General features: G+C 71.5%; 20 protein-coding genes. 10 read left to right on the top strand and 10 right to left on the bottom strand.

Features of this window, described 5'->3' with window-relative positions; all coding sequences use genetic code 11:
* Window positions 1-112 precede the first annotated feature (112 nt).
* The 4 genes from AC069T_RS28595 to metH form a co-directional block, all read right to left on the bottom strand.
* Window positions 113-1,693 (bottom strand): ABC transporter substrate-binding protein, encoded by a 1,581-nt coding sequence (locus tag AC069T_RS28595; protein WP_478785486.1) that lies wholly within the window; start codon window positions 1,691-1,693, stop codon window positions 113-115.
* 79 nt (window positions 1,694-1,772) lie between these two features.
* Window positions 1,773-3,368, bottom strand: coding sequence for an ABC transporter substrate-binding protein (locus tag AC069T_RS28590; RefSeq protein ID WP_478785485.1), 1,596 nt, complete (start codon window positions 3,366-3,368; stop codon window positions 1,773-1,775).
* Window positions 3,369-3,791: 423 nt separating this feature from the next.
* Window positions 3,792-4,496 (bottom strand): HAD family hydrolase, encoded by a 705-nt coding sequence (locus tag AC069T_RS28585; protein ID WP_478785484.1) that lies wholly within the window; start codon window positions 4,494-4,496, stop codon window positions 3,792-3,794.
* 248 nt (window positions 4,497-4,744) lie between these two features.
* Window positions 4,745-8,275 (bottom strand): methionine synthase, encoded by a 3,531-nt coding sequence (gene metH, locus AC069T_RS28580; RefSeq protein WP_478785483.1) that lies wholly within the window; start codon window positions 8,273-8,275, stop codon window positions 4,745-4,747.
* A 139-nt stretch (window positions 8,276-8,414) separates the two neighbouring features.
* Between metH and AC069T_RS28575 the strand changes: the two genes are divergently transcribed.
* From AC069T_RS28575 to AC069T_RS28545, 7 genes are all read left to right on the top strand, one after another.
* Window positions 8,415-8,552: a hypothetical protein gene (locus AC069T_RS28575; RefSeq protein WP_478785482.1), complete on the top strand. Its 138-nt coding sequence runs from the start codon at window positions 8,415-8,417 to the stop codon at window positions 8,550-8,552.
* A 72-nt stretch (window positions 8,553-8,624) separates the two neighbouring features.
* Window positions 8,625-9,389: an IclR family transcriptional regulator gene (locus tag AC069T_RS28570; RefSeq protein WP_478785481.1), complete on the top strand. Its 765-nt coding sequence runs from the start codon at window positions 8,625-8,627 to the stop codon at window positions 9,387-9,389.
* Window positions 9,390-9,734: 345 nt separating this feature from the next.
* The gene (locus tag AC069T_RS28565) at window positions 9,735-10,526 is read left to right on the top strand and encodes an MIP/aquaporin family protein (protein WP_478785480.1); all 792 of its coding nucleotides are present in this window, start codon (window positions 9,735-9,737) and stop codon (window positions 10,524-10,526) included.
* Between the two features lie 64 nt (window positions 10,527-10,590).
* Entirely contained in the window at window positions 10,591-12,141 is a 1,551-nt protein-coding gene (glpK, locus tag AC069T_RS28560) for a glycerol kinase GlpK (protein ID WP_358853475.1), read from the top strand.
* A 7-nt stretch (window positions 12,142-12,148) separates the two neighbouring features.
* A complete protein-coding gene (locus tag AC069T_RS28555; protein ID WP_478785479.1) occupies window positions 12,149-13,765 on the top strand; it encodes a glycerol-3-phosphate dehydrogenase/oxidase in 1,617 nt (538 codons plus the stop codon).
* A gap of 143 nt (window positions 13,766-13,908) precedes the next feature.
* Window positions 13,909-14,580 carry a FadR/GntR family transcriptional regulator gene (locus tag AC069T_RS28550; RefSeq protein ID WP_478785478.1) on the top strand — a complete coding sequence of 224 codons (672 nt, stop codon included), beginning with the start codon at window positions 13,909-13,911 and terminating at the stop codon, window positions 14,578-14,580.
* Between the two features lie 202 nt (window positions 14,581-14,782).
* The gene (locus AC069T_RS28545; protein ID WP_478785477.1) at window positions 14,783-15,913 is read left to right on the top strand and encodes a PAC2 family protein; all 1,131 of its coding nucleotides are present in this window, start codon (window positions 14,783-14,785) and stop codon (window positions 15,911-15,913) included.
* A 226-nt stretch (window positions 15,914-16,139) separates the two neighbouring features.
* Here AC069T_RS28545 and mshC read toward each other — a convergent pair whose 3' ends face one another.
* From mshC to AC069T_RS28525, 4 genes are all read right to left on the bottom strand, one after another.
* Window positions 16,140-17,369, bottom strand: a complete 1,230-nt coding sequence (gene mshC / locus AC069T_RS28540) for a cysteine--1-D-myo-inosityl 2-amino-2-deoxy-alpha-D-glucopyranoside ligase (RefSeq protein ID WP_478785476.1) — start codon at window positions 17,367-17,369, stop codon at window positions 16,140-16,142.
* 240 nt (window positions 17,370-17,609) lie between these two features.
* Window positions 17,610-18,428, bottom strand: coding sequence for an SCO1664 family protein (locus AC069T_RS28535; protein WP_478785475.1), 819 nt, complete (start codon window positions 18,426-18,428; stop codon window positions 17,610-17,612).
* Window positions 18,392-18,982 carry a DUF3090 domain-containing protein gene (locus AC069T_RS28530; RefSeq protein ID WP_478785474.1) on the bottom strand — a complete coding sequence of 197 codons (591 nt, stop codon included), beginning with the start codon at window positions 18,980-18,982 and terminating at the stop codon, window positions 18,392-18,394. Before AC069T_RS28530 ends, AC069T_RS28535 begins: the two co-directional genes overlap by 37 nt.
* Before the next feature lie 117 nt (window positions 18,983-19,099).
* Window positions 19,100-19,786, bottom strand: a complete 687-nt coding sequence (locus AC069T_RS28525) for a histidine phosphatase family protein (RefSeq protein ID WP_478785473.1) — start codon at window positions 19,784-19,786, stop codon at window positions 19,100-19,102.
* A 62-nt stretch (window positions 19,787-19,848) separates the two neighbouring features.
* Here AC069T_RS28525 and corA point away from each other — a divergent pair, with 62 nt between their 5' ends.
* A complete protein-coding gene (corA, locus tag AC069T_RS28520; protein ID WP_478785472.1) occupies window positions 19,849-20,847 on the top strand; it encodes a magnesium/cobalt transporter CorA in 999 nt (332 codons plus the stop codon).
* A 55-nt stretch (window positions 20,848-20,902) separates the two neighbouring features.
* On the opposite strand, the gene AC069T_RS28515 is transcribed toward corA, so the two are convergent.
* Entirely contained in the window at window positions 20,903-21,691 is a 789-nt protein-coding gene (locus AC069T_RS28515; protein ID WP_478785471.1) for a ferritin-like domain-containing protein, read from the bottom strand.
* 228 nt (window positions 21,692-21,919) lie between these two features.
* On the bottom strand, window positions 21,920-22,975 hold the full coding sequence (locus AC069T_RS28510; RefSeq protein WP_478785470.1) for an LLM class F420-dependent oxidoreductase: 1,056 nt from the start codon (window positions 22,973-22,975) through the stop codon (window positions 21,920-21,922).
* A gap of 152 nt (window positions 22,976-23,127) precedes the next feature.
* Here AC069T_RS28510 and AC069T_RS28505 point away from each other — a divergent pair, with 152 nt between their 5' ends.
* Complete coding sequence (locus tag AC069T_RS28505; RefSeq protein ID WP_478785469.1) at window positions 23,128-24,111, top strand: aldo/keto reductase; 984 nt, start codon at window positions 23,128-23,130, stop codon at window positions 24,109-24,111.
* Window positions 24,108-26,639, top strand: a complete 2,532-nt coding sequence (locus tag AC069T_RS28500) for a helix-hairpin-helix domain-containing protein (RefSeq protein WP_478785468.1) — start codon at window positions 24,108-24,110, stop codon at window positions 26,637-26,639. Before AC069T_RS28505 ends, AC069T_RS28500 begins: the two co-directional genes overlap by 4 nt.
* Window positions 26,640-26,676: the final 37 nt, after the last annotated feature.

The following is a 26,676-nucleotide window of genomic DNA, read 5'->3' as shown; positions in this document are numbered from 1 at the left end:
CGTAATACCGCCGACCCCACCCAAAGGCGACCCACCCCCCCCCCCCCCCGCCCCCCCCCCCCCCCCCCCCCCCCCCCCCCCCCCCCCCCCGCGGCCGTGCGTGCGTCGCGGGTCAGTCCTTGCTGATCTCCCAGAAGCGGAAGACGGTCGAGGCGTCGAGGCAGTACTCGAGGCCGTAGACGTTGTCCCGCACCACCGCGTACTGCTTGGCCTGCCAGACCGGGATGACGGGGAGCTGGTCGGCGACGATGCTCTGGACCCGGCCGTAGTCCGAGTCGGTCGAGGAGCGGTCGCTCTGGGCAGCGGTCCTCGGGATGAGCTGGGACGTGATCGTGCTGTTCCTGTAGTTGTTGCCCAGCACGTTGCCCTTGCCGAAGAAGGGAGCCGTGAAGTTGTCCGGGTCCGGGTAGTCGGGCACCCAGCCCTTCACGTACACGCCGTACCTGCCGTCGGCGATGTCCTTCTCGTACTGGTCGAAGCCGACGGACCGCACGGTGGCGTCGAACAGTCCGCTCGCGTTGAGCTGCCGCGCGATCGCCCTGAACTCGTCGTCGGTGGCCGGGCCGTAACGCGAGGGGGTCGACCAGAGGGTCAGTTTCACCTTGCCGGTGACGCCCTCCTCCTGGAGTGCGGCCCGCGCCTTCGACTTCGAGGGGCGGCCCCCGTAGGTGTCGAAGAACGCCGTGTCGTGGCCGGTGACACCGGCCGGGATGATCGAGTACAGCGGGGTCGCCGTGTGCTCGTAGACATCGCCGACCAGGGCCTCGCGGTCGAGCAGATACGCGATGGCCTTGCGCACGCCGAGCTTGCCGGCGACCGGGTCGTCCATGTTGAAGACCAGGTGCTGCACCTCGGCGCTGGCGCCCTCGATGACCTCGATGCCCTTGCCGGTGGAGGTGGCGTTGTCGAGGTCCGCGATGTCGTTGGCGGCGAGGCCTCGGTAGGCGACGTCGACGCGGTCGGCGAGCAGCGCGTTCTTCAGGGCGGAGCGGTCGCCGTGGAAGAACTCCAGGGTCACGCCGGAGTTGTGGACCTCGGCGGCGCCCCGGTAGTTGTCGTTGACGGAGAAGACGGCCTGGTCCTTGTCGAAGGAGTCCAGCTTGTACGGGCCCGAGCCGACCGCCCCGCCGTCCGTGCGCAGTCCGTCGGCGGAGTACTGCCGGTGGTCCACGATCGAGCCGGCACCCGAGGCGATCTTGCTCGGGAAGGTGGCGTCGGCGTACTTGAGCCGGAAGACGACGGTCTTCGCGTCCGGCGTGGTCACCTCGTCGAGCATGGGGAACATGATCGCGGGGCCGGTGTCGTCGTTGATCTTCAGCAGGCGGTCGAAGGAGAACTTGACGTCCTTCGAGGTGAGCGCGTCGCCGTTGCTGAACTTCAGACCGTCGTTCAGGGTGCAGCGGTACACCTTGGTGCCGGTGTCCGTGAAGGCGCACTCCTTGGCGGCCTCGGGCTCGGGCTCCGTACCGCCCTTGGGGAAGCTCAGCAGCGACTGGAAGACGTTGTTGAACAGCAGCCACGATCCGGGGTCGTAGCCGGCGGCTGGGTCGGTCGTGAGGACGTCGTCGGACATCCCCACGACCACGGAGGAGCCGGTGCCCGAGCCGCCCGTGTCGGAGCTGCATCCGGTGAGCAGGCCGGCGGCCAGCCCCGTCACGACGGACAGGACCGGCCACTGGTTACGCATATTCACTTGCCTGTGCCTTGTCGTTGGAACGTGAGGCCCGGAAGACCGCCGAGGGTCCCGGGGGCCGGGGGAAGCCGTCGGCGGGTCAGAGACCGCGGCCGAGCTCCCACAGCTGGAGGGTGGAGGAGGAGTTGATGGCCCACTCGGCGCCCGTGATGTCGTCGCGGGTGGCGATGTACTGCTTGCCCTGCCACAGCGGCAGCAGCGGTACGTCCGAGGCCACGATGTCCTGGATCTCCGAGATGCTCTTCGACGCGCTGAGCCGGTCGGCCTCGCGACGCGACTCCGGGATCAGCGTGTTGCGGATCTCGCCGTTCGCGTAGGGCGAGCCGAGGGTGTTGTTCTTGTCGAGGAACGGCGCCAGGTAGTTGTCGGCGTCCGGGAAGTCGGGGAACCAGCCCATGCCGTAGACGTCGTACTTGCCGGCCATCTCGGCGGGACGGAACTTGTCCCAGCCCTCGCCCTTGATGTCGACGTCGAACAGGCCGCTGCTGTTGAGCTGCGTCTTGAGGACCTCGAACTCGGCCTTGGTGGCCGTGCCGTAGTGGTCCGTCGTGTAGTGCAGGGTGAGCTTCACCGGGGTGGAGATGCCGGCCTTGGTGAGGAGCCCCTTGGCCTTCGCGGCGCTCGGGTCGCCGTACTCGTTGAAGAACGAGTTGCTGTGGCCCGTGATGGTGGCGGGAACCATCGAGAAGAGGGGCTGGGCCTGGGTGCCGTACACCTTGGAGATGAGCTCGCCGCGGTTGACGAGCTGGGCCATGGCCTGCCGGACGGCCTTGGACTTGACCGTCGACGCGGAGGTGTTGAAGCCGAGGTAGCGGATCTCCAGACCGGGCATCTCGACCAGGTCGACGTCGCCGGACTTCTTGGACAGCTGCTGGATCTGCTTCGGCGTCATCGAGCGGGTCATCAGGTCGATGTCGCCCTTGTCGAGCGCGGCGCCCATGGCGTCGGCGCTCGTGAAGGAGCGCAGCTCGACCTTGTCGTTCTTCGGCTTCAACAGCCCCTTGTAGTGGGGGTTCTTGGTGAAGACGGCCTTGACGAGCTCGTTGTCCTTGACCTCGGACTCGAGGGTGTACGGACCGGATCCGTCGATCTGGAACCCGTCGCGCAGCTTGCCCTTCTCGTAGTCGTCGGGGTTGACGATGCCGGCGACCGGCGTCGACAGCTTGAACGGGAAGGTGGCGTCGGCCGTCTTGAGGTGGAAGACGACCTCCCGGTCTCCCTGGGTCTCGACGGTGTCGATGGTGGACAGCAGCGCGTACACCTCGCTGTCGGCCTTCAGGGAGAGCGCGCGGTTGATGGAGAACTGCACGTCCTTCGCGGTGATGGGGTCACCGTTGGAGAACTGGAGGTCCTTGCGCAGGGTGCAGACGTACCGCTCGTTGCCGGCGTCGGTGAAGCCGCACTGCTCGGCCGCCTCGGGCTGCGGATCACCGTCGCCACGCGGCTGCGCCATGAGGGTCTGCACGGTCTGGCGAAGGATGTTCCAGGTGCCGACGTCGTACGCGTACGCCGGGTCGAGCGGCGCGGGAGCGTCGCTCGAGACGGTGAACCGGTCCGTGGTGCCGACGACGATCGCGTCGCCGTCCTTGCTGCCGCTGTCGGACCCACCGCAGCCGGCGAGTACGGGGCCGAGCAGGCCGACGATCGCCGGCAGCACCAAAGTCTTGCGGTTCATGCTCGAGTTTCTCCAGAGCTGTCGAGTCCGTGTACCCGGCATGCAGGGGTGGTGCTGCGGATCACGGGGAGTTGTGGCGAGGTTCTCGCGACGAGATTAGTCCGCGCCTGCGCGGCGGCTCACAGGGACGGGAGCCACCCTCCCATCACGCTGCGAAACCGGGCGCGGACGCACCGAAAACCCGACAGCGGAAGGAACCGCGCACGGTTCCACCAATCAGGACACAAGGGCACACCCAGTACCCCCGAAAAGGGGGATTCGGCACACCGTAGCCGCACTGTCGACCCCCAGATGCGTGAGGAACGTCACAGTGTCAACTCGACTGACAGGTACCGGAATTCGGCCATCCGGCTTGGTCGTCAATTGCCCGCGCCGTCGCCCTGGCAATTTCCGCGCATTCGGTCCCACACGCTGAGTGAAGTCCTAGCGCATTTCCGCCGTCAGGAGGCCCCGCAGAAATCGCAGATCCACCTCTTCGAGAGACGACACGACGGTGCGCCGCGGGGCGGGCGCGATGGGCGACACGGACGGCACGGCGACCACGTGGCAGCCGGCCGACTCGGCGGCCGCGACACCGGTCGCGGTGTCCTCGATGACCGCGCACCGGGCCGGGTCGGCGCCGAGCCCCGCGGCCGCCAGCAGATACGGGTCGGGGAAGGGCTTGGTCCGCTCGACCTCGTCGCCCGCGACGGTCAGCGCGAAGTACTGGGGGCCGACGGAGGCCAGGACGCGGTCGATGATGCGCCGGTGCGAGGCGGAGACCAGCGCGGTGGGGATCTCGTGCGCGGCGAGTTCCGCGAGCAGCCTGGCGGCCCCCGGCATCAGCGGGAGCGTCCGGCCGATGCGGTCCTCGAACCCGTCGTTGAGCAGCACGCTCAGCTCGGCCAGGGTGATGTCGGCGCCGGTCGCCTCGATGAGGAAGCCGGCGCTGCGGGTCATGGGGCCGCCCACCACGACATGGCGCCAGGAGTCGTCGAGGACGTGGCCGAGGGAGGCGAAGACCTCGACCTCGACGTCCCACCAGAAGCCCTCGGTGTCCACCAGGGTGCCGTCCATGTCGAGGAGTACCGCCTGCAGGGCTGAGCCCTCGGCCGTACGGGTACCGAGCGCGGGGACCGTACTGGTCATCCGGGCGCACCTCCTTGAGGGACGATCAGGCCGGCCGCCCCTTTCGAACAAGGGGCAGCCGGCCTGCAGTGGACCGACAAGTGTACGACGTGTCCGGCCGGAATGCCTCGGCGGATGCCCGCACATGCCTCCGGGGACGCCCGGGGCCGCCTCGGCGGTCGCCCGGGCCCGCCTCGCGTCACGCCTGAGCCCGCCCTCGCCGGGGCGGGCTCAGGGCGCCCCGGCGTGCGGGGCGTGCTCGGGACGACTCAGCGTGCGTTGAAGTACTTCGCCTCGGGGTGGTGGATGACGATCGCGTCCGTGGACTGCTCCGGGTGGAGCTGGAACTCCTCGGAGAGGTGGACGCCGATGCGCTCCGGTTCGAGCAGCCGGGCGATCTTGGCGCGGTCCTCCAGGTCGGGGCAGGCGCCGTATCCGAGGGAGAAGCGGGCGCCGCGGTACTTGAGGTCGAACATGTCCTCGACGGCGGCTGGGTCCTCTCCCCCGAAGCCGAGTTCGGCCCGCACGCGTGCGTGCCAGTACTCGGCCAGCGCCTCCGCCAACTGCACCGACAGGCCGTGCAGTTCGAGGTAGTCGCGGTAGGAGTTGGCTTCGAAGAGCTTGGCGGTCTCCTCGCCGATCCGGGATCCGACGGTGACGATCTGGAGGCCGACGACGTCCGTCTCGCCCGACTCCTCGGGCCGGAAGTAGTCGGCGAGGCAGAGGCGACGGCCGCGGCGCTGGCGCGGGAAGGTGAAGCGGGTGCGCTCGTTGCCCCGCTCGTCCAGGAGGATCAGGTCGTCGTCCTTGGACACGCAGGGGAAGTAGCCGTAGACCACGGCCGCTTCCAGCAGGTTGCCGGTCTGGAGCTGGTCCAGCAGGCCGCGCAGCCGGGGCCTGCCCTCGCTCTCCACGAGCTCCTCGTACGTGGGGCCGTCGCCCGTGCGTGCCTGCTTGAGGCCCCACTGGCCCTTGAACAGGGCGCCTTCGTCGAGCCAGGAGGCGTACTCCTTGAGCTGGATGCCCTTGATGACGCGCGAGCCCCAGAACGGCGGCTCGGGCACGGGGTTGTCGACGGCGACGTCGGAGCGGACGTGCCCCTCCTCCGGCCGTTCCTCGGTCACGACGGTGGCCGCCGGCCGGACCCGGCGCTGCTTCAGCTCCGGCAGCACGGCCCCCGGCACACCGCGCTTGACGGCGATCAGCGCGTCCATCAGGCGCAGGCCCTCGAACGCGTCGCGGGCGTAGCGGACTTCGCCCTCGTAGATCTCGTGCAGGTCCTGCTCGACGTACGCCCGGGTCAGGGCGGCGCCGCCGAGGATGACGGGGTAGTCGGCGGCCAGCTTGCGCTGGTTCAGCTCCTCCAGGTTCTCCTTCATGATCACGGTGGACTTGACCAGGAGACCGGACATGCCGATGACGTCGGCGCGGTGCTCCTTGGCGGCTTCCAGGATCGCGGAGACGGGTTGCTTGATGCCCAGGTTGACGACCGTGTAGCCGTTGTTGGACAGGATGATGTCGACGAGGTTCTTGCCGATGTCGTGCACGTCGCCGCGGACGGTGGCGAGGACGATGGTGCCCTTGCCCTCGTCGTCGGTCTTCTCCATGTGCGGCTCGAGGTGGGCCACCGCGGTCTTCATGACCTCGGCCGACTGGAGGACGAACGGCAGCTGCATCTGACCGGAGCCGAAGAGTTCGCCGACGACCTTCATGCCGTCGAGGAGGGTCTCGTTGACGATGTCGAGGGCCGGGCGCTCCCGGAGCGCGTCGTCCAGGTCCTTCTCCAGGCCGTTCTTCTCGCCGTCGATGATGCGGCGCTTGAGCCGCTCGTCCAGGGGCAGCGCGGCCAGTTCCTCGGCCCGGCCGGCCTTGAGGGACTTGGTGGTGGCTCCCTCGAACAGGGCCATCAGCTTCTGCAGCGGGTCGTAGCCCTCGCGGCGCCGGTCGTGGATGAGGTCGAGGGCGGTGCTGACCTGCTCCTCGTCGAAGCGGGCGATCGGCAGGATCTTGCTGGCGTGGACGATCGCCGAGTCGAGGCCCGCCTTGACGCACTCGTCGAGGAAGACCGAGTTGAGCAGGACGCGCGCGGCCGGGTTGAGGCCGAAGGAGATGTTCGACAGGCCGAGTGTGGTCTGTACGTCGGGGTGGCGGCGCTTGAGTTCGCGGATCGCCTCGATCGTCGCGACGCCGTCCTTGCGGGACTCCTCCTGGCCGGTGCAGATCGTGAAGGTCAGACAGTCGATGAGGATGTCCGACTCGTGGATGCCCCAGTTGGCCGTCAGGTCCTCGATCAGCCGCTCGGCGATGGCGACCTTGGTCTCGACGGTGCGGGCCTGGCCCTCCTCGTCGATGGTCAGCGCGATCAGCGCGGCGCCGTGCTCCTGGGCGAGCCTCGTGACCTTCGCGAAGCGGGACTCGGGGCCGTCGCCGTCCTCGTAGTTGACCGAGTTGATGACGGCGCGCCCGCCCAGCTTCTCCAGTCCGGCGCGCAGCACGTCGACCTCGGTGGAGTCGAGGACGATCGGCAGGGTGGAGGCGGTGGCGAAGCGGCCGGCGAGTTCCTCCATGTCGGCGACGCCGTCGCGGCCCACGTAGTCGACGCAGAGGTCGAGCATGTGGGCGCCCTCGCGGATCTGGTCGCGGGCCATCTCCACGCAGTCGTCCCAGCGGCCCTCCAGCATGGCCTCGCGGAACTTCTTGGAACCGTTGGCGTTGGTGCGTTCGCCGATCGCCATGTAGGCGGTGTCCTGACGGAACGGCACGGTCTGGTAGAGGGAGGCCGCGCCGGGCTCGGGGTGCGGGTCCCGGGGGGCGGGCGACAGCTCGCGGACCCGCTCGACGACCTGGCGCAGGTGCTCCGGGGTGGTGCCGCAGCAGCCGCCGACCAGGGAGAGGCCGTACTCGCGTACGAAGGTCTCCTGGGCGTCGGCCAGTTCGGGCGCCGTCAGCGGGTAGTGCGCGCCCTCCTTGCCGAGGACGGGCAGGCCGGCGTTCGGCATGCAGGACAGCGGGATGCGCGAGTGGCGGGCCAGGTAGCGCAGGTGCTCGCTCATCTCGGCGGGCCCGGTGGCGCAGTTCAGGCCGATCATGTCGACGCCGAGCGGTTCGAGGGCGGTCAGCGCGGCGCCGATCTCCGAACCGAGCAGCATGGTGCCGGTGGTCTCGACGGTGACCGAGACGATGACGGGCAGGTCGAGCCCGGTGGCGTCCAGCGCGCGGCGGGCGCCGAGGACGGCGGCCTTCGTCTGGAGCAGGTCCTGGGTGGTCTCCACCAGCAGGGCGTCCGCGCCGCCGGCGATCATGCCCTCGGCGTTCCGCTGGTAGGCGTCGCGCAGGAGGGTGTACGGGGCGTGGCCGAGGGTCGGCAGCTTGGTGCCGGGGCCCATGGAGCCGAGCACCCAGCGCTGCTGTCCGCTCGACGCGGTGAACTCGTCGGCGGCCTCGCGGGCGATGCGGGCACCGGCCTCGGACAGCTCGAACACACGCTCGGGGATGTCGTACTCGCCGAGCGCGGAGTGGTTGGCGCCGAAGGTGTTCGTCTCGACACAGTCGACACCGACGGCGAAGTACGCCTCGTGGACGGAGCGGACGATGTCGGGCCGGGTGATGTTCAGGATCTCGTTGCAGCCTTCGAGGTTCTCGAAGTCCTCGAGCGTCGGTTCCTGTGCCTGGAGCATCGTGCCCATCGCGCCGTCGGCCACCACCACCCGGGTGGCGAGCGCTCGGCGGAGGGCGTCGGTTCGGGTCCGGCTCTCCGCTGCTGCGGACGAGGGGGACGGCGGGTTCGGCGACGAGGCCATGAATGATGCTCCCTGGAGTGCGACGGCTGTCGGCTTTGCGCTTCCCATGGAAGGCGCACGCCGTCAGGGTAGCCCGGAGCGCCACGGTTCGGACGGGACGTCCACGGGGCGGACGGGCGTGGCGTGCGGAAAGGACCCCGTGCGTACGAGTACGACGGCGGTGCGGTCCGGAACGCTCCGGCGGGCCGCGCGCGCCGAACTCGACCGGGTGGCGCCGGACAAGGGAAGGAGACGGATGTGCGCCGCGTATTGGCGGGAGGTCGGCAAGGACCGGTAGTGTTCGACATTGCCGAACGGCGGCAGCGCAGAGGCTCGTCGACGGCCGAAGGGGACGGAGGGCAGCACGGCGATGGCACGGAACATCCAGTCGCTCGAGCGGGCGGCCGCGATGCTGCGCCTGCTCGCGGGCGGTGAGCGGCGGCTCGGCCTGTCGGACATCGCCTCCTCGCTGGGCCTCGCCAAGGGTACGGCCCACGGCATATTGCGGACCCTCCAGCACGAGGGCTTCGTCGAGCAGGACACCGCTTCCGGGCGGTACCAGCTGGGCGCCGAGCTGCTCCGGCTGGGCACCACCTATCTCGACGTGCACGAGCTGCGGGCGCGCGCCCTGGTGTGGACGGACGACCTGGCCCGTTCCAGCGGCGAGAGCGTCTATCTCGGGGTGCTCCACCAGCAGGGTGTCCTGATCGTGCACCACGTGTTCCGGCCGGACGACAGCCGTCAGGTGCTGGAGGTGGGCGCCATGCAGCCGCTGCACTCCACGGCCCTGGGCAAGGTCCTCACGGCGTACGACCCGGTGGCGCACAGCGAGGTCCTGGAGGCCGAGCGCAAGACGTTCACGGCCCGGACCGTGAGCGAGCCGGACGAGTTCGAGGGTGTCCTCGACCTGACGCGCGCGCGGGGGTACGCGGACGACGTCGAGGAGACCTGGACCGGTGTCGCCTCGGTGGCCGCCCCGATCCACAACCGGCGCCGGATGCCGGTCGGGGCCGTGGGCATCACCGGGGCCGTCGAGCGGATCTGCAAGGACGGGGAGCTGCGTCCCGAACTGATCGCCGCGGTGCGCGACTGCGCCCGCGCGGTGTCGCGCGATCTGGGTGCCGGGCGGTTCTGAGGACGCGTACGTGACGGGCCGGGACGCCAGGGGGCGTCCCGGCCTTCGTCGTGCCGCCCCCGGGAGCCCTGTCACCGCACGTCGGCGGCCTGCTCAGGGGTGCGGTGGGACCGATAGCCCGCAGCGATCAATAACGATCGTGTTTTCGATAACAGAACCCTTGACGATCCGCTGACGGCGGAGCGAGACTCCCGTCCATCGGTCGGCATTGTCGAACACCTACCGGCAATAAGCGTTAGGGTGTGACAGTGCCAAGGGCCGAATCGCTCTCATTCCCCGAGAGCACGAACCACCGGCGGGACCCGGGGTTCGGCTTCCCCTGGACGAAGGACAAAGGAGTCGCGGGTGTCCAGCTCCGACATCTTCATCGGCGAGACCATCGGTACCGCCGTACTCATACTGCTCGGCGGTGGCGTGTGCGCCGCCGTCACGCTGAAGCGCTCGAAGGCTCTCAACGCCGGCTGGCTCGCGATCACCTTCGGGTGGGGTTTCGCGGTCCTGACGGCCGCCTACCTCGCGGGCGGCGTCTCCGGCGCTCATCTCAACCCCGCGGTCACGATCGGCCTGGCCATCGAGGGCGGCACCAAGTGGAGCGATGTTCCGCTCTACCTCGGCTCCCAGCTCCTCGGCGCCATGATCGGCGCTGTACTGGTGTGGATCACGTACTACGGGCAGTTCCAGGCCCACCTCACGGACCCGGAGATACTCGCGGCCCAGCCGGCCGAGGAAGCCCTGGTCGACCAGAAGGCGGCGCCCGAGGCCGGTCCGGTCCTGGGCATCTTCTCCACCGGCCCCGAGATCCGGAACGTGGCGCAGAACCTCGTCACCGAGATCATCGCCACCGTCGTCCTCGTCCTCGCGATCCTGACCCAGGGCCTGAACGACGGCGGCAACGGACTGGGCGTCCTCGGCGCCCTGGTGACCTCGCTCGTGGTCGTCGGCATCGGCCTCTCGCTCGGCGGTCCGACCGGCTACGCGATCAACCCGGTCCGTGACCTCGGTCCCCGTATCGTGCACGCCCTGCTGCCGCTGCCGAACAAGGGCGGGTCCGACTGGGGCTACGCCTGGATCCCCGTGGTCGGACCGCTGATCGGCGGCGCCGTCGCGGGCGGCCTCTACAACATCGCCTTCAAGTGAGCCCCCGGCCCATCACCGCCGACGGCGGCCCGAGCACGCCACCCGAGACTTCCTGGAGCACACCGTGACCGACGCACACACCGCCGGCCCCTTCATCGCCGCGATCGACCAGGGCACGACGTCGAGCCGCTGCATCGTCTTCGACCGGGACGGCCGCATCGTCTCCGTCGACCAGAAGGAGCACGAGCAAATCTTCCCGAAGCCGGGCTGGGTGGAGCACAACGCCACCGAGATCTGGACCAACGTCGAGGAGGTCGTCGCCGGAGCCATCGAGAAGGCCGGCATCACCCGCGACGACATCAAGGCCATCGGCATCACCAACCAGCGTGAGACCACGCTGCTGTGGGACAAGAACACCGGTGAGCCCGTCCACAACGCCCTCGTCTGGCAGGACACCCGCACCGACGCCCTCTGCAAGGAGCTCGGCCGCAACGTCGGGCAGGACCGCTTCCGTCGCGAGACCGGCCTGCCGCTGGCCTCCTACTTCGCCGGTCCGAAGGCCCGCTGGCTGCTGGACAACGTCGAGGGTCTGCGCGAGCGCGCCGAGGCCGGCGACATCCTCTTCGGCACGATGGACAGCTGGGTCATCTGGAACCTGACCGGCGGCGTCAACGGCGGCAGGCACGTCACCGACGTGACCAACGCCTCCCGCACCATGCTGATGAACCTGCACACGCTGGAGTGGGACCCGAAGATCGCCGAGTCGATCGGCGTCCCGCTGTCGATGCTCCCGGAGATCCGCTCCTCCGCCGAGGTGTACGGCGAGGTCACGGGCGGCAAGCTGGGCGACCTGCTCGGCGGCATCCCGGTCGCCTCCGCGCTCGGCGACCAGCAGGCGGCCCTGTTCGGCCAGACCTGTTTCTCCGAGGGCGAGGCCAAGTCCACGTACGGCACCGGCACGTTCATGCTGATGAACACCGGTGACAAGATCATCAACTCGTACAGCGGGCTGCTGACCACCGTGGGCTACCGGATCGGCGACCAGGACCCGGTCTACGCCCTGGAGGGCTCGATCGCCGTCACCGGTTCGCTGGTGCAGTGGATGCGCGACCAGATGGGCCTGATCAAGTCGGCCGCCGAGATCGAGACGCTCGCGTCGTCGGTCGAGGACAACGGCGGCGCGTACTTCGTACCGGCCTTCTCCGGTCTGTTCGCACCGTACTGGCGCCCCGACGCCCGCGGTGTGATCGCCGGTCTGACCCGCTACGTCACCAAGGCGCACATCGCGCGCGCCGTCCTCGAGGCCACCGCCTGGCAGACCCGTGAGATCAGCGACGCCATGACGAAGGACTCCGGCGTCGAGCTCGCGGCCCTCAAGGTCGACGGCGGCATGACCTCCAACAACCTGCTGATGCAGACCCTCGCCGACGTGCTGGACGCACCCGTGGTGCGCCCGATGGTCGCCGAGACCACCTGCCTCGGCGCCGCCTACGCCGCCGGTCTCGCCGTCGGCTTCTGGTCCAACACCGAGGACCTGCGCGCCAACTGGCGCAGGGCCGCGGAGTGGACCCCCAACATGGCCGCGGAAACCCGCGACCGCGAGTACAAGAGCTGGCTCAAGGCCGTGGAGCGGTCCATGGGCTGGCTCGACGATGGAAACACTGGCGAGGAGTAAGACCCGCATGAGTACCCAGACCACCCTGCAGTCCGTGCCTGCCCTCGGTACGCACCCGGCCTCCGGCTCCGCCCCGAGCCGCGCCGAGACCCGGGAGCAGCTCTCCAAGGCAACGTACGACCTTCTCGTCATCGGCGGCGGCATCCTGGGCATCTCCACCGCCTGGCACGCCGCGCAGTCCGGGCTGCGGGTGGCTCTGGTCGACGCCGGTGACTTCGCCGGCGCCACGTCCTCCGCCTCCTCCAAGCTCCTCCACGGCGGCCTGCGCTACCTGCAGACCGGTGCGGTGAAGCTGGTGGCGGAGAACCACTTCGAGCGCCGTGCGGTCTCCCGCCAGGTGGCTCCCCACCTGGCGAACCCGCTGACCTTCTACCTCCCCGTGTACAAGGGCGGCCCGCACGGCGCCGCGAAGCTCGGCGCGGGCGTGTTCGCGTACTCGGCGCTGTCCGCCTTCGGCGACGGCGTCGGGCACCTGCTCTCCCCCGCCAAGGCCCAGCAGGACGTCCCGGAGCTGCGCACCGAGAACCTGAAGGCCGTGGCCGTGTACGGCGACGACCAGATGAACGACGCCCGCATGGCGCTGATGACGGTCCGCGCGGCCGTCGAGTCCGGCGCCGTCGTGCTCAACCACGCCGAGGTCACCGGCCTGCGCTTCACCCGGGGCCGGGTCACGGGCGCGGACCTTAAGGACCGTACGACCGGGGACGAGTTCGGCGTCGACGCACGCCTCGTCCTGAACGCCACCGGCCCCTGGGTCGACCACCTGCGCAAGATGGAGGACCCGAACGCGGCGCCCTCCATCCGGCTGTCGAAGGGCGCGCACCTGGTCCTCAAGCGCACCTCCCCCTGGAAGGCCGCGCTCGCCACCCCGATCGACAAGTACCGCATCACCTTCGCCCTCCCCTGGGAGGACATGCTGCTGCTCGGCACGACCGACGAGGAGTTTGAGGGCGACCCGGGCGAGGTCGCGGTCAACGAGAAGGACATAGCCCAGATCCTGGACGAGGCCGCGTTCTCGGTCCGCGACCAGCAGCTGTCCCGTGACCTGATCACCTACTCCTTCGCCGGCCTGCGGGTCCTGCCCGGCGGTCCCGGCGACACGTCGAAGGCCAAGCGGGAGACCGTCGTGACGGAGGGCCGCGGCGGCATGCTGTCCGTCGCGGGCGGCAAGTGGACCACCTTCCGCCACATCGGCCGTACGGTCATGCAGAAGCTGGAGTCGCTGCCGGGCCACCCGCTCGGCGAGGACTTCGAGCCGGTCAAGGCGCTGCCGAAGAAGCTGCCGCTGCCGGGTGTCGCCAACCCCCGTGCCGTGGCGCACCGGCTGCTGGTCGACGGCCCGGCGCCCGGCCCGCGCATGGCGGCCGACACCGCCAGGCACCTGGCCACGCACTACGGCTCGCTGGCCTTCGACATCGCGCGCCTGGCCAACGAGAACCCGGAGCTCGGCAAGCGCGTCCACCCGGACGCCCCGGAGATCTGGGCCCAGGTCGTCTACGCCCGGGACAACGAGTGGGCCGAGACGCCGGACGACGTGCTGCGCCGCCGGACGACGCTGACGATCCGCGGGCTCGCCACGGACGAGATCCGCGCCAGGGTGCAGGGCCTGCTCGACGAGAAGTAGGCGTCCGAGCGGGAGTGAGGGGCGGGTCCCACGGGGGGGGATCCGCCCCTTCCGCGTGCCCGGGCGGACTGCCGCACCGAGGCGGCCTGCGCGCCCCCATACTGTCGTGAGACATCGGATGTCTGAGCGACAGGGGCCCCGCCATGGCAGTCACGGACGAGGCGATCGAGAAGATCAAGGAGATGATCGTCTCCGGTGCGCTGCGGCCCGGCGACCGGCTTCCCAAGGAGAGCGAACTCGCCGCCGTACTCGGGCTGTCCCGCAACTCCCTGCGCGAGGCGGTGCGCGCGCTCTCCCTCATCCGCATCCTCGACGTACGGCAGGGCGACGGGACCTACGTCACCAGTCTGGACCCCCAACTCCTGCTGGAGGCGCTGAGTTTCGTCGTCGACTTCCACCGCGACGACACCGTCCTCGAATTCCTGGCGGTGCGCCGGATCCTGGAGCCGGCCGCGACGGCACTGGCCGCCCCGCGCATCGCCGAGGAGGAGCTGGACGCGCTCGCCGCCCGGCTGGACGCACTCGGCGGTGCGCCCTCGGTGGGCGAACTCGTCGCCTGCGACCTGGAGTTCCACCGTGTCATCGCGCGGAGCTCCGGGAACGCGGTCCTGAGCTCCCTGCTCGAAGGGCTGTCCGGGCCGGCCACCCGGGCCCGCGTCTGGCGCGGACTGACCCGCAAGGACGCGGTCGGCCGCACGCTGCACGAGCACCGCGCCATCCTCGCCGCCCTGCGCGACCGGGACGGGGAGGCGGCCCGGTCGTGGGCGACGGTGCACATCGCGAGCGTGGAGCAGTGGCTGCGATCGGCCCTCTGACCCTCCGTCGGCCGGCTGCTGCCGCCCGGCACGCGTGGTGCCGTCCGGCCGGCCGGGCACAGCTCGGATGACTGGTGGGTGTTCCGGGGTGGTGTTCGGGGCAGTGATCCGTTCACTCCCCCGTGCAAGGGGGCTGCGGAGGCGCCCCGCGCACGCCGTAAGGTTGGGACGTACGCGAGGGCACGTCGGAAGGAGGCGCTGGGTGATCGAGCTCGAGGGGGTTCCCGAGCTGGTCGACCCGGTCATGGTGGCCGCGTTCGAGGGCTGGAACGACGCCGGTGACGCCGCCTCCGCCGCGGTCGCGCATCTCGACCGGGAATGGAAGGGCGAGGTGTTCGCGGCGCTCGACGCCGAGGACTACTACGACTTCCAGGTCAACCGCCCCACCGTGTGGCTGGACGGCGGCGTCCGCAAGATCACCTGGCCGACGACGCGGCTGTCCGTGGTCCGGGTCGGCGGCGAGAGGCCGCGCGACCTGGTGCTGGTCCGGGGCATCGAACCATCCATGCGCTGGCGCTCGTTCTGCAACGAGCTGCTGGGGTTCGCGCACGAGCTGGGCGTGGAGCTGGTGGTGATCCTGGGCGCCCTGCTCGGCGACACCCCGCACACCCGTCCGGTTCCGGTCAGCGGTGTCACCTCCGACGCCGACCTGGCCCGCACGATGGACCTGGAGGAGACCAAGTACGAGGGCCCGACGGGCATCGTCGGCATCCTCCAGGAGGCGTGCACGCACGCGGGCGTGCCGGCGGTGTCGCTGTGGGCGGCGGTCCCGCACTACGTGTCGCAGCCGCCCAACCCGAAGGCGACCCTGGCCTTGCTCAACCGTCTGGAGGACCTCATCGACCTGCGCATCCCGCTGGGCGATCTGGCCGAGGACGCGCGGGCCTGGCAGCTGGGCGTGGACCAACTGGCCGCCGAGGACAGCGAGGTCGCCGAGTACGTGCAGACGCTGGAGGAGGCCCGGGACACCGCCGAGCTGCCCGAGGCGTCGGGTGAGGCGATCGCCCGCGAGTTCGAGCGTTATCTGCGGCGCCGGGACGGCGGCGGTCCCGCGGCGCAGCCCGGGGGGCACGCCACGGAGAGCGGTGAGTCCGCGTCGTACCTGCGCGACGCCCCGGCGGGCCGGGGCCGTCCGAAGCCGCAGCGGCCCGGCCCCGAGCCCGAGGTCGAGTCCGACGCCGGGGCCGGCGCGGAGACGGGCGCCGGTACGGACGCCGGGGACACCGGCACCGAGGGCGCCCCGGGTTCTCCGGACGCGACGGGCTCCCCGGGGAGCCAGGGTTCCTCCGGTTCCCCGGACTCCCCGGACTCCTCCAGCGGCACGGAGGACTGAACGGCAGGGGCGGTGCGCGTGACGCGTACCGCCCCTCGGCCGTCGTACGCCTTCTTGATCGCCCGTGCGGGCGTCGACGACGCGCACCTCCCGCTGAGTCCACCGGTCGGGAAGGGGACTTGGCACTGTTCGGCACGGGCGGGTGGCGGTGCCGGGCGGAGACGGTCTCCGTCCGGCACCGCTGCCCGTGCAGCGGGTGAGGGGCGCCGCGCCTTTCGGCCGTCGGTTACAGCGCGACGCCGAGCAGCGCGTCCACGGCACGCGAGGCCACGCCGGGCGCGCCCTCGTCCGTGCCGCCGTGCTCGTGCTGGACCGCGGCCCAGCGGTCGACCGCGGCGAGCGCGGACGGCGCGTCCAGGTCGTCGGCGAGGGCGGCGCGGATCTCCTCGACGAGCGCGTCGGCGGAGGGGCCGTCGGGCCGCGACACCGCGGCGCGCCAGTCCGCCAGCCGTGCGACCGCCTCTTCGAGGACCGCGTCGGTCCACTCCCAGTCGGCCCGGTAGTGGTGCGCGAGCAGCGCGAGCCGGATGGCCGCCGGGTCGACGCCGTCGCGCCGCAGCTTCGAGACGAAGACCAGGTTGCCCTTGGACTTCGACATCTTCTCGCCGTCGAGTGCGACCATGCCGGCGTGGACGTACGCCTTGGCCATGGGGAACTCGCCGGTCAGCACCTGGGCGTGCGAGGCGCCCATCTCGTGGTGCGGGAAGGCGAGGTCGGAGCCGCCGCCCTGGACGTCGAAGCCCATCCCGAGGTGGTCGAGCGCGATGGCCACGCACTCGATGTGCCAGCCGGGGCGTCCCCGGCCCAGCGAGCCGCCGTCCCAGCTCGGCTCGCCCTCGCGGGCCGCCATCCAGAGCATCGGGTCGAGGGGGTTCTTCTTGCCCGGCCGGTCGGGGTCGCCGCCCCGCTCGGCGGACAGCAGGCGCATCGCGGCGGCGTCCAGGTTCGACACCTGTCCGAAGTGCGGGTCGGTCTCGACGGAGAAGTAGACGTCGCCCTCGAGTTCGTAGGCGGCACCGGCGTCGCGCAGCCGCTCGACGAGCGGGACGATGCCCGGTATCGCCTCGACGGCACCGATGTAGTGCTTCGGCGGAAGCATCCGAAGGGCGGTCATGTCCTCGCGGAAGAGGGCGGTCTCCTTCTCGGCCAGTGCCACCCAGTCGACGCCGTCGCGCTCGGCCCGCTCCAGGAGCGGATCGTCGACGTCGGTCACGTTCTGGACGTAGTGGACCTGCCGCTTCGTGTCGAGCCACACGCGCTGCACGAGGTCGAACGCGTTGTAGGTCGCCGCGTGTCCCAGGTGGGTGGCGTCGTACGGCGTGATGCCGCAGACGTAGATACGGGCGACGGGACCGGGGGCAAGGGTGACGAGCCCACCGGTCGCGGTGTCGTGGATCCGGAGGTCGCGGCCCTCACCGGGCAGGGCGGGGACCTCAGAAGCGGGCCAGGCATACATGCCCTGAGCCTAACCGGACGGGAGTTCCGTATACGAACCGGACCGGGAACGACGGCGGGCAAGGCGGTCCCACCGGACTTCTCGGTACCGACGGGCGGCGCGGGCCGAGGTGCCCACGGCGGCGCGGGCGGACGTGTCACGGACGGCGCGGACCGGCGTGCCCACGGGCGGCGCGGGCCGTGGCACCCCCGGCGACGTGGCCGCGGCCGGTGCTCCCGGCCCGTCGGCCGCCCGGTCCCGTCACACCGGGGGCCAGGGAATCGCCGGCCACTCCCCGCTCGGCTCCGGGTGCTTTCCCGAGGCGAGCAGGGCGTCGACCCGCGCCCGGGTGGCGTCGGTCTCGGCGGGCGTGACGAGTTCCGCCAGCCGGGTGGCCAGCGGTGCGCCGGGCGCCAGGGAGGCGCGCAGCGACGTGAGCACCTCGACCGCCTCGGGGGTGAGCGGCTCGCCCGCCCAGCCCCACAGGAGCGTGCGCAGCTTGTTCTCGGCGTTGAAGGTGACCCCGTGGTCGATGCCGTAGAGCCGGCCCTCACCCGCGGGCAGCAGATGCCCGCCCTTGCGGTCCGCGTTGTTGATCACCGCGTCCAGCACGGCGAGCCGTCGCAGCCGCTCGTCGTCGGCGTGCACGAGCAGGGCAGTACCCCCCTCGCCCACGTCGGCGAACGCGATGGCCTTCCAGCCCGCCCCGGGCTCCTCGCCGTCCACCAGCGCGAGCAGCTCGGAACCGGCCTCCCCCTCGATCCACAGCTGGCACATGCCCTCGCCGTACGGCCCGTCCCGCAGCACGGTGGGCGGCACGAGCCCCCAGCCGGTCGCCTCCGAGACCTCGTACGCGGCGACCTCGCGCTGCGCCAGCGTCCCGTCCGGGAAGTCCCACAGGGGCCGCTCCCCGGCGACCGGCTTGTACACGCAGAACGCCTCCTGCCCGTCGTGGGAGACGGAGCAGTGCAGCACCGCGTTGGAGGCCTCACGGATCTGTCCGCGCACCGTGAGCTCGCCGCGGGCGAGCAGCTCGGTCGTGGTCACGCTCCGCGGCGGTATCCGTTCTGGCGCGGACATACGTGTCCTTCCGGGTCGAGCGGGAGGCTGCACAGCGGGCAGGGCGGCCGGCCCGCGTTGACGACGTCCAGGGCGCGTTTGGCGAAGGCCCGGGCCTGCGCCCCGGTGAGCCGGACCCGGAGCATCGGCGGGCCGTTCTCCTCGTCCTGGAGGAGCCGCTCCTCGGCCTCCGCGAGGTCCTCGTCGGAGTCGGCGTCCAGCTCCACCAGGGCCTGCGCCTCGACGATCATGCGCTGCTCGTCGCCGTCCCAGGCCAGGGCCATGGTGCCGACCCGGAACTCCTCCTCCACGGGGGTGTCCAGCGGGGCGGTGTCGGAGACCTCGGTGGGAGCGACGGCGGGTACGGGCGCACTGCCCCCGGTCCGCCGTACGACCTCGTCGAGCAGTTCTTCCATCCGCTCGGCGAGTGCGGCCACCTGCGTCTTCTCCAGGGCCACGCTGGTCACCCGCGGGCCCGAGGTGGCCTGCAGGAAGAAGGTACGGCGCCCGGGCAGCCCGACCGTACCGGCCACGAAACGGTCCGGGGGGTCGTAGAGGAACACCTGACGGGACACGTCCTGTCTCCATGGGGATCTGCGTCGGGACCGGTCGGCCGGATCAGCCGTCGGTCCGCATCGGTTGCTGACAACTGCTGCGCTGCTTCGACCGCTTCACCCTACTGCGGCCGACGATCACGGTGCGCCCGCACCGCCCCCGACCGGGGCGTCACCGCCCGTGGTCTCCTCGCGCGGCGCCAGCGAGGCGAGATCGCCGGTGTCGCCGAGCCGGACGAGAAATGGCCGCATACGGGTGTAACGGATCGCGGTGATGGAAGACGGTTCCACAGAGATCCGCTGGAAGAGGTCGAGATGAAGTCCGAGTGCGTCCGCGACAAGGGACTTGATGATGTCGCCGTGCGAGCACATGAGGTAGACGGCGTCACCGCCGTGATCGCGCTCCACGCGCGCGTTCCACTCGCGTACCGCCTCGGCGGCACGCGTCTGCATCGCGCGCATGGATTCCCCGCCGGGGAACGCCGCGGCGGAGGGGTGCGCCTGCACGACCTCCATGAGCGGTTCGTCCTTGAGCTCGGCGAGCTTGCGGCCGGACCAGTCGCCGTAGTGGCACTCCCCGATGCGGTCGTCGCTGTGCAGGCGCAGTCCGGGGCGGGCGTCGAGCAGGGGGCGTACGGTCTCCTGGCAGCGCTGGAGCGGGCTGGCGACGACCTCGGAGATCGGCAGGCCGGCGAGTCTGCCGGGGAGCGCGGCGGCCTGTGCGCTGCCGCGTTCGTCGAGGGCGACGCCGGGCGTCCAGCCGGCGAGGAGCCCCGCGGTGTTGGCGGTGGAACGTCCGTGCCGGACGAGGATCAGGGTGGGCATGCGGCCCAGCCTAGGACGGGGCCGGTGTGTCGGACGGCTCGGAAGGCAGGAGAATACGCTCTGTGATCGTCGACTGTGCCATCTACCGCGACGGGCGCCGCTCCCAGGGCCCCGATGACCTCTCCGACGCCCTGGACGCCGCCCGCGACCAGGACGACACGTTCCTCTGGATCGGTCTCCACGAGCCGACCGCGGAGGAGTTCGCCCACGTCACCAGCGAGTTCGGGCTGCATCCGCTGGCGGTCGAGGACGCCCTGAAGGCGCACCAGCGCCCGAAGCTGGAGGTGTACGACGACTCCATCTTCATGGTCCTGAAGCCGGTCACGTACGAGCAGGACAGCGACGCGGTCTCCTCCGGCGAGCTCATGATCTTCCTGGGTGACTCGTTCATAGTCACCGTGCGGCACGGCGAGGGCGCGCCGCTGAAGGAGGTGCGGCACCGGCTGGAGCAGGACCCGGAGATGCTCAGGCACGGTCCGACGACGGTGCTGTACGCGATCGCGGACGCCACGGTCGACCACTATCTGGACGTGGCGACCGAGCTGCAGACCGACCTGGAGGAGCTGGAGAGCGAGGTCTTCTCGCCTTCCGACGGGGGAACGCGCCACACCGCGTCCCGCATCTACACGTTCAAGCGGCAGATCCTGGAGTTCCGCCGGGCCACCGGCCCGCTGGCGATCCCGATGACCCGTCTCGCGGGCACCGGCTCGTTCAGTACGGGACTGCCGTTCGTCGCGGACGAGACGCAGCCCTTCTTCCGGGACGTCAGCGACCACCTGACGCGGGTGAACGAGTCGGTGGAGGGCCTGGACCGGCTGGTCTCCGACATCCTCTCCGCTCACCTCGCGCAGATGAGCGTCCGGCAGAACGACGACATGCGGAAGATCTCCGCCTGGGCCGCCATGGCCGCGCTCCCGACGATGATCGCGGGAATCTACGGCATGAACTTCGAGCACATGCCCGAGCTGCGCTGGGTGTGGTCGTATCCCGCCGTGATCCTGGTGATGGCGGTCCTGGAGGTCGGGCTCTACCGGATGTTCAAGCAGCGGGGCTGGCTGTAGCGGCCCGGTCCGCTCGGGACGCGCCTGCGGTGTGCGCGGGCGGGAGTCGTCCGGTTCAGGCGAACTCGGGCGCCGTCGCGGGGGGCCCGTCGAGCGCGCCTCGCCGCTCGGGCATCGACAGACAGACCATCCGGCGCCAGCCCGCCAGCCGTTCGTAGGCGTACACGGCGTGGATGCCCGCGACGAGCGTCGCCGACCTGGCCTTCGACCAGCCGAGGATGCGCCCCATGCGGCTCATCACGGCGAGGCTGACGTCGCGGTAGACGCGGATCTCAACCAGCGCGCACTCCCGCAGCGCCCGCTGGATGGTGCGGCCGTGTCCGGCGTGCGCGAAGCGCAGCAGTTCCTCGTGGCAGTAGGCGAGGTGGTCGTCCTCGTCCTGCGAGATCATCCGGACCGCGCGGCCGATGTCGGGGTCGTCGGCGAAGTGCTTGCGCAGCAGTTTCATCTGCTCGGAGGCCCGCTGCTCGGTGACCCTGCTGTGCGCGAGGTAGGTGACGACGTCCGGGACGGTCAGCGGCCGGTCGGCCCTGAGCTTCTCGTGCGGCAGACCGACGCCGTGCCGCTCGAGGAGCATCGTGTAGTCGGTGTCGGGCGGGACCTCGACGGGCCGCAGGCCGCGCTTCTTGATGAGGGCGTGGAAGATCCGCCCGTGTTTGTCCTCGTCGGCGCCGTGCCGGGCGATCTTGGGGGCGAGTCCGCGTTCGCCCGGCGGCACGAGCGCGGCGATGCGGGCGTTCTCCCAGCCGCCCTGCGCTTCGCCGCTGGCAGCGATGGAGCAGAAGAGCCGGAACGACTCGTCGTTGTCGAGGATCTCCTGGAACAGACTCCTGGCCGAAAGCATCACTGCCCACCTCTCCGCGGGACTCCGCAGAGAACGAGTCAAATGCCGTCGGAAGGACGCGGCAACACCTGCGCCGGACGGCTCCGCCGAACGGGGGACGGTGCCGCCCGTTCCGGGGCGTAACCGAAGGGGCGGGTGGCGCGTTGTTCCCCGTGACGGCCGTGGCGGGGAAGACCCCCGAGCCCCCACCACGGCCGCAGACTCATCCCTCCGGTCGCTCCGCTCGCGTCAGGCGAGTCCGGCGCGCTCCAGCGCGTCGGTGCCGGCCCGCAGCGAGGCGATGCGCTCCTCCAGGGTGAAGCCCGCGGGTGCCAGCGTGAGGGTGGTCACCCCGGCCGCCGCGTAGGCCTTCATCCGGTCCGCGATGCGGTCCACGGACCCGAGCAGGGTCGTCCGGTCGATCAGCTCGTGCGGTACGGCGGCGGCAGCACCCTCCTTGTCGCCGGACAGGTACTTGTCCTGGATCTCGGCGGCCTCCTTCTCGTACCCCATGCGCCGGGCGAGCTGGTTGTAGAAGTTCTGCTTGCGGCTGCCCATGCCGCCGACGTACAGCGCGGTGTACGGGCGGAACATGTCGGCCAGGGCGGCCACGTTCTTGTCGTCGCCGAGCGCGAGGGGGAGCGTCGGGCAGACGTCGAAGCCCTCCATCGTCTTCCCGGCCTTCTCCCGGCCGGCCCGCAGGTGGCTGATCGCGGTGTCCTCCAGGTGCTCGGCCGACGGGAAGATCAGCAGGGCGCCGTCGGCGATCTCACCGGTCTGTTCGAGGTTCTTCGGACCGATCGCGGCGATGTACAGCGGGATGTGCTCGCGCTCCGGGTGCACCGTCAGCCTGATCGGCTTGCCCGGACCGCCGGGCAGGGGCAGCGTCCAGTGCTCGCCCTCGAAGGAGAGGCGCTCGCGGGTCATCGCCCGGCGCACGATCTCCACGTACTCGCGGGTGCGCGCCAGCGGCTTGTCGAACTTGACGCCGTACCAGCCCTCGGAGACCTGCGGCCCGGAGACGCCGAGCCCGAGGCGGAAGCGGCCGCCGGACAGCGAGTCCAGGGTCGCCGCCGTCATCGCCGTCATCGCGGGCTGGCGGGCGGGGATCTGGAAGATGGCCGAGCCCACGTCGATGCGCTCGGTCCGGGCGGCGACCCAGCTGAGCACCGTGGCCGCGTCGGAGCCGTAGGCCTCGGCGGCCCAGCAGACGGCGTATCCCAGTCGGTCGGCCTCCTGGGCGACGGCGAGATTGTCCGCGTCCATTCCGGCGCCCCAGTAGCCGAGGTTGATCCCGAGCTGCATGGCCGTTTCCCCTTACCGATCAGTAACGTCCCTTGTGCCGGAGACACTAGCGCCCTGGCGGGCACGGCGGCAGGGACAGGCTCGCTCCCCGGTGATCCCGGTTGTCCACAGGGCCACCACACACCGAGTTCCGGCCAGTAATCTCGGCGTCCATGGAGCAGAGGCATCTCGGCCGGACAGGCCTTCGCGTGTCCCGGATCGGGCTCGGCACCCTCACCTGGGGCCGGGACACCGACGAGCATGACGCCGCGGAGCTGTTGAAGGCGTTCTGGGAAGCGGGCGGGACCCTCGTCGACACGGCCGACGTGTACGGGGACGGGGAGTCCGAGTACCTGCTCGGACGCCTCATGGACGGCCTGGTGCCGCGCCGGGACCTGGTCGTCTCGACGAAGGCGGGGAGCGTGCCGGACCCGGACCGGCGCTTCGACGCCTCCCGGGGGCATCTGCTCTCCGCGCTCGACGCCTCCCTCAAGCGGCTCGGCACCGAGTACGTGGACGTGTGGCACGTGCACGCCTACGACCCCGTGACCCCACTGGACGAGACCCTCCAGGCCCTGGACCTGGCGGTCAGCAGCGGCCGCGCCCGGTATGCCGGGGTGTCCGGCTTCTGCGGCTGGCAGCTCGCCAAGGCGGCGACCTGGCAGCTCGCGGTGCCCGGGGCACGGACCCGGCTGGCCAGTACGCAGATGGAGTACTCGCTGCTGCAGCGCGGGGTGGAGCGCGAGGTGCTGCCCGCCGCCCTCGACCTGGGCGTGGGTCTGCTGCCCTCCTCACCCCTCGGGCGGGGCGTGCTCACGGGGAAGTACCGCAACGGGACACCGCCCGACTCGCGGGGCGGCACGGAGCACCTCGCGCCCTTCGTCGCGCCGTATCTGGACGACGCGGCCCGCCGCATCGTCGACGCGGTGGCGACCGCCGCCGACGGGCTCGCCGTGACCCCGCTCCAGGTGGCCCTCGCCTGGGTCCGCGACCGGCCGGGGGTGACCGCCCCGGTCATCGGCCCGCGCAACGCGCGGCAGCTCACGGCGGCGTTGTCAGTGGAGACCCTTAGTCTTCCTGACGAGATCTGCCGGGCACTCGACGACGTGTCGGCACCGGTGCACCACTATCCCGATCACGACTGGAGCACGCTGTGAGCACGGAGCCCGAGACCACGGAGGAAGCGGAGCCGGGGGCCCCGGGCGCGGGCACGGAGGACGGCGCCGCGGCCCCGGAGGGCGAGCCGACGGCCGGTTCCGGCGACGTGAGCGGGGGCGGCCCCGGGCCCGCGTCCCCGGCTGCCGGGGACGGCACCGGGGCGGCGGGCGAGGCGCCGGGGGACGGCGAGGACGCCGGACTGCCGTCCGCGCCGCCCGCCGACCGCGACGACGACGCCCCGGCGGCGAGCGATGCCGGGGGCACGGGGGACGCGTCGGACACCCCCGGCGACGGAACCTCGGGCGGCGAGGCCGGGGACAGCGGGGACGCGTCCGACGGAACCTCGGGAGACCAGGCCGGGGAGGCCGCAGGCACGGGGGACGCGCCGGTCGACGGTGACTCGGGCGACGAGGCCGGGGAGGCCGGCGGAGCCGGGGACGCGTCCAGCGGAGACTTGGGCGACGAGGCCGGGGAGGCCGGCGGAGCCGGGGGCAAGGATGGCGCCGGTGCCGCGGGGGAGCTGTCCGAGGCCGAGGCCGAGCTGGCGGCCCAGCGCGAGCTGCGGGAGCGGATCGAGCGGCGCAAGGCCGAGAAGCAGGGGCCGATCCCGGCCGGGACCAAGCTCAGCGGGACGGCCGCCGACCTGCTCGCGGCGATCCGCGCCGTGGAGAGCGGCGAGAAGCCCGTGGCCACGGCGTTCCGCGAGCCGGAGCCGACGCCTCGCAGGTCGGCGCCCGAGCCGGTGCGGCGTCCGCAGCCGGCCGCTCCCGGCGCCGGCGCGCCCGCGGCCGAGACGGTCGATGCCGTGAAGGCCGTCCTGGCCGAGGGCGGCGCCCCGGACGCGCTCGCACCGCAGGTCGCCGCCACCCTGGGCGAGAGCGCCGACGGGCAGCTGCGCGAGGACCCGTGGCAGCTGCTGCGGATCGCCGGTGTACGGCCCGAGCAGGCCGACGGCTTCGCGCGGGCGCTGCTCGGCGCGGAGTGCGGCCCGGACGACGAGCGGCGCGGCCGGGCGGTCACGTCGTGGCTGCTGGAGCAGGCCGCCCTCGCCGGGCACACCGCCCTGGAGGCCCCGGTGCTCACCGCCGCGCTGGCCCAGCGCGCGGTGCCCGACCCGGACGCCGCCGTGCAGAGCACCGTCGCCGAGGGAGAGGCCCTGGTCTTCCAGGACGCTCTCGACGCGGCGGCTCCCGCCCGCGAACCGGACGCGGACGAGGAGGAGGGCGAGGAGCGCCCGGTCCGCGTCCTCATCGGTCTGGAGCGGTACGCGCTCGCCGAGGAGAGCCTCGCCGACGGTCTCGCCCGTGTCGTCAAGGCGCTGCCCAAGGACGCGTCCCCCGACTGGGAGCCGGCCGCCGAGGCCGCCTCCCGCTCCACCGCCGAGCTGATCCGTGCCGTCGCGGGCCACGGACTCGTCCTGCACACGGGCGGCGAGGCGTCCCGCGGGGAGCCGGCCGAGCTGCTCGCGGCGGCCCGGACGCTCGGGCTGCGCGCCTGCGCCGCCGCGCACACGACGGACGGCCGGGACCGCTTCGCCTCGTCCCTCAAGGCGGTCCAGGGCGACACGTCCGAGGCCGTCACCACCGTCGCGGGCCTGCTCTCGGGCACGGAGGGGCCGGGACGGGACGCGGACGGTGCCCTGGCGCTCGACCTGCTGGTGCTCCTGGACGCTCCGCAGCTCGACGTCGAGACAGCGGCCGTGCTCGCCGAGTCGCTGCCCGACGGAGCCCGGCTGGTGCTGAGCGGGGACCCGGGTGTGCTGTGGTCGGCCGGACCCGGCCGCGTCTTCGCCGATCTGCTGGCCGCCCGGGTCTGTCCGCAGGTCGCCTCGCGGACACCGGATCCCGGTCCTCTCGGGGAGCTGGTCTCGGGCATCGGCATCGGGGAGCTGAACCAGGTCGAGGCGCCCGGCAAGGAAGTGGTGATCGTCCCGGTGCGGGACGCCGGGGAGGCGGTGCACCGGACCGTGCAGCTCGTCGCGGACTCGGTGCCGCGGGCCATCGGCATCCCGGCGGAGCAGACGCAGGTGATCACTCCGGGACACGGCGGCGCCGCCGGCACCCGCGCGTTGAACACCGTGCTCAAGGAGCGCCTCAATCCGGGCCCCGGCCGCTTCGGCGGCTTCGACCCCGGTGACCGGGTCGTCCACTCCCCCGCCCCGGGCCGTACGGTGCCCGGGCACGTGGTGAAGGCCGACGCCGAGGGGCTGCACCTGGAGTGCGCCGGCGCCCCCGTGGTCGTACCTAAGGAGCGGGTGGAGCAGTCCGTGCGGCACGCCTGGGCGCTGACCGCGCACCAGGCGGTGGGCCACCGCTGGCCGGCCGCGGTCGTGGTCCTGCCGGGCGACGCCGCGGCATCCCTCACCCGCCCCTGGGTGTACACGGCCTTCGGCCGGGCGGCCCGCCACCTCTCCGTCGTGCACGGGGTCGAGGGGGCACTGCCGCGCGCGGTGGCGGAGGTCCCGCAGAAGCCGCGCACCACGCGCCTGCCCGCGCTGCTCAAGGCCCAGATGCCGACCGCCGGGTGACGGAGCGCGGACAGCGAGGTGGCGGCCACCGGTGATC

The sequence above is a fragment of the Streptomyces sp. NPDC043867 genome, assembly GCF_056435845.1.
Note: the sequence above shows the minus strand (reverse complement) of the source record. Positions and strands in the feature narration are given on the sequence as shown.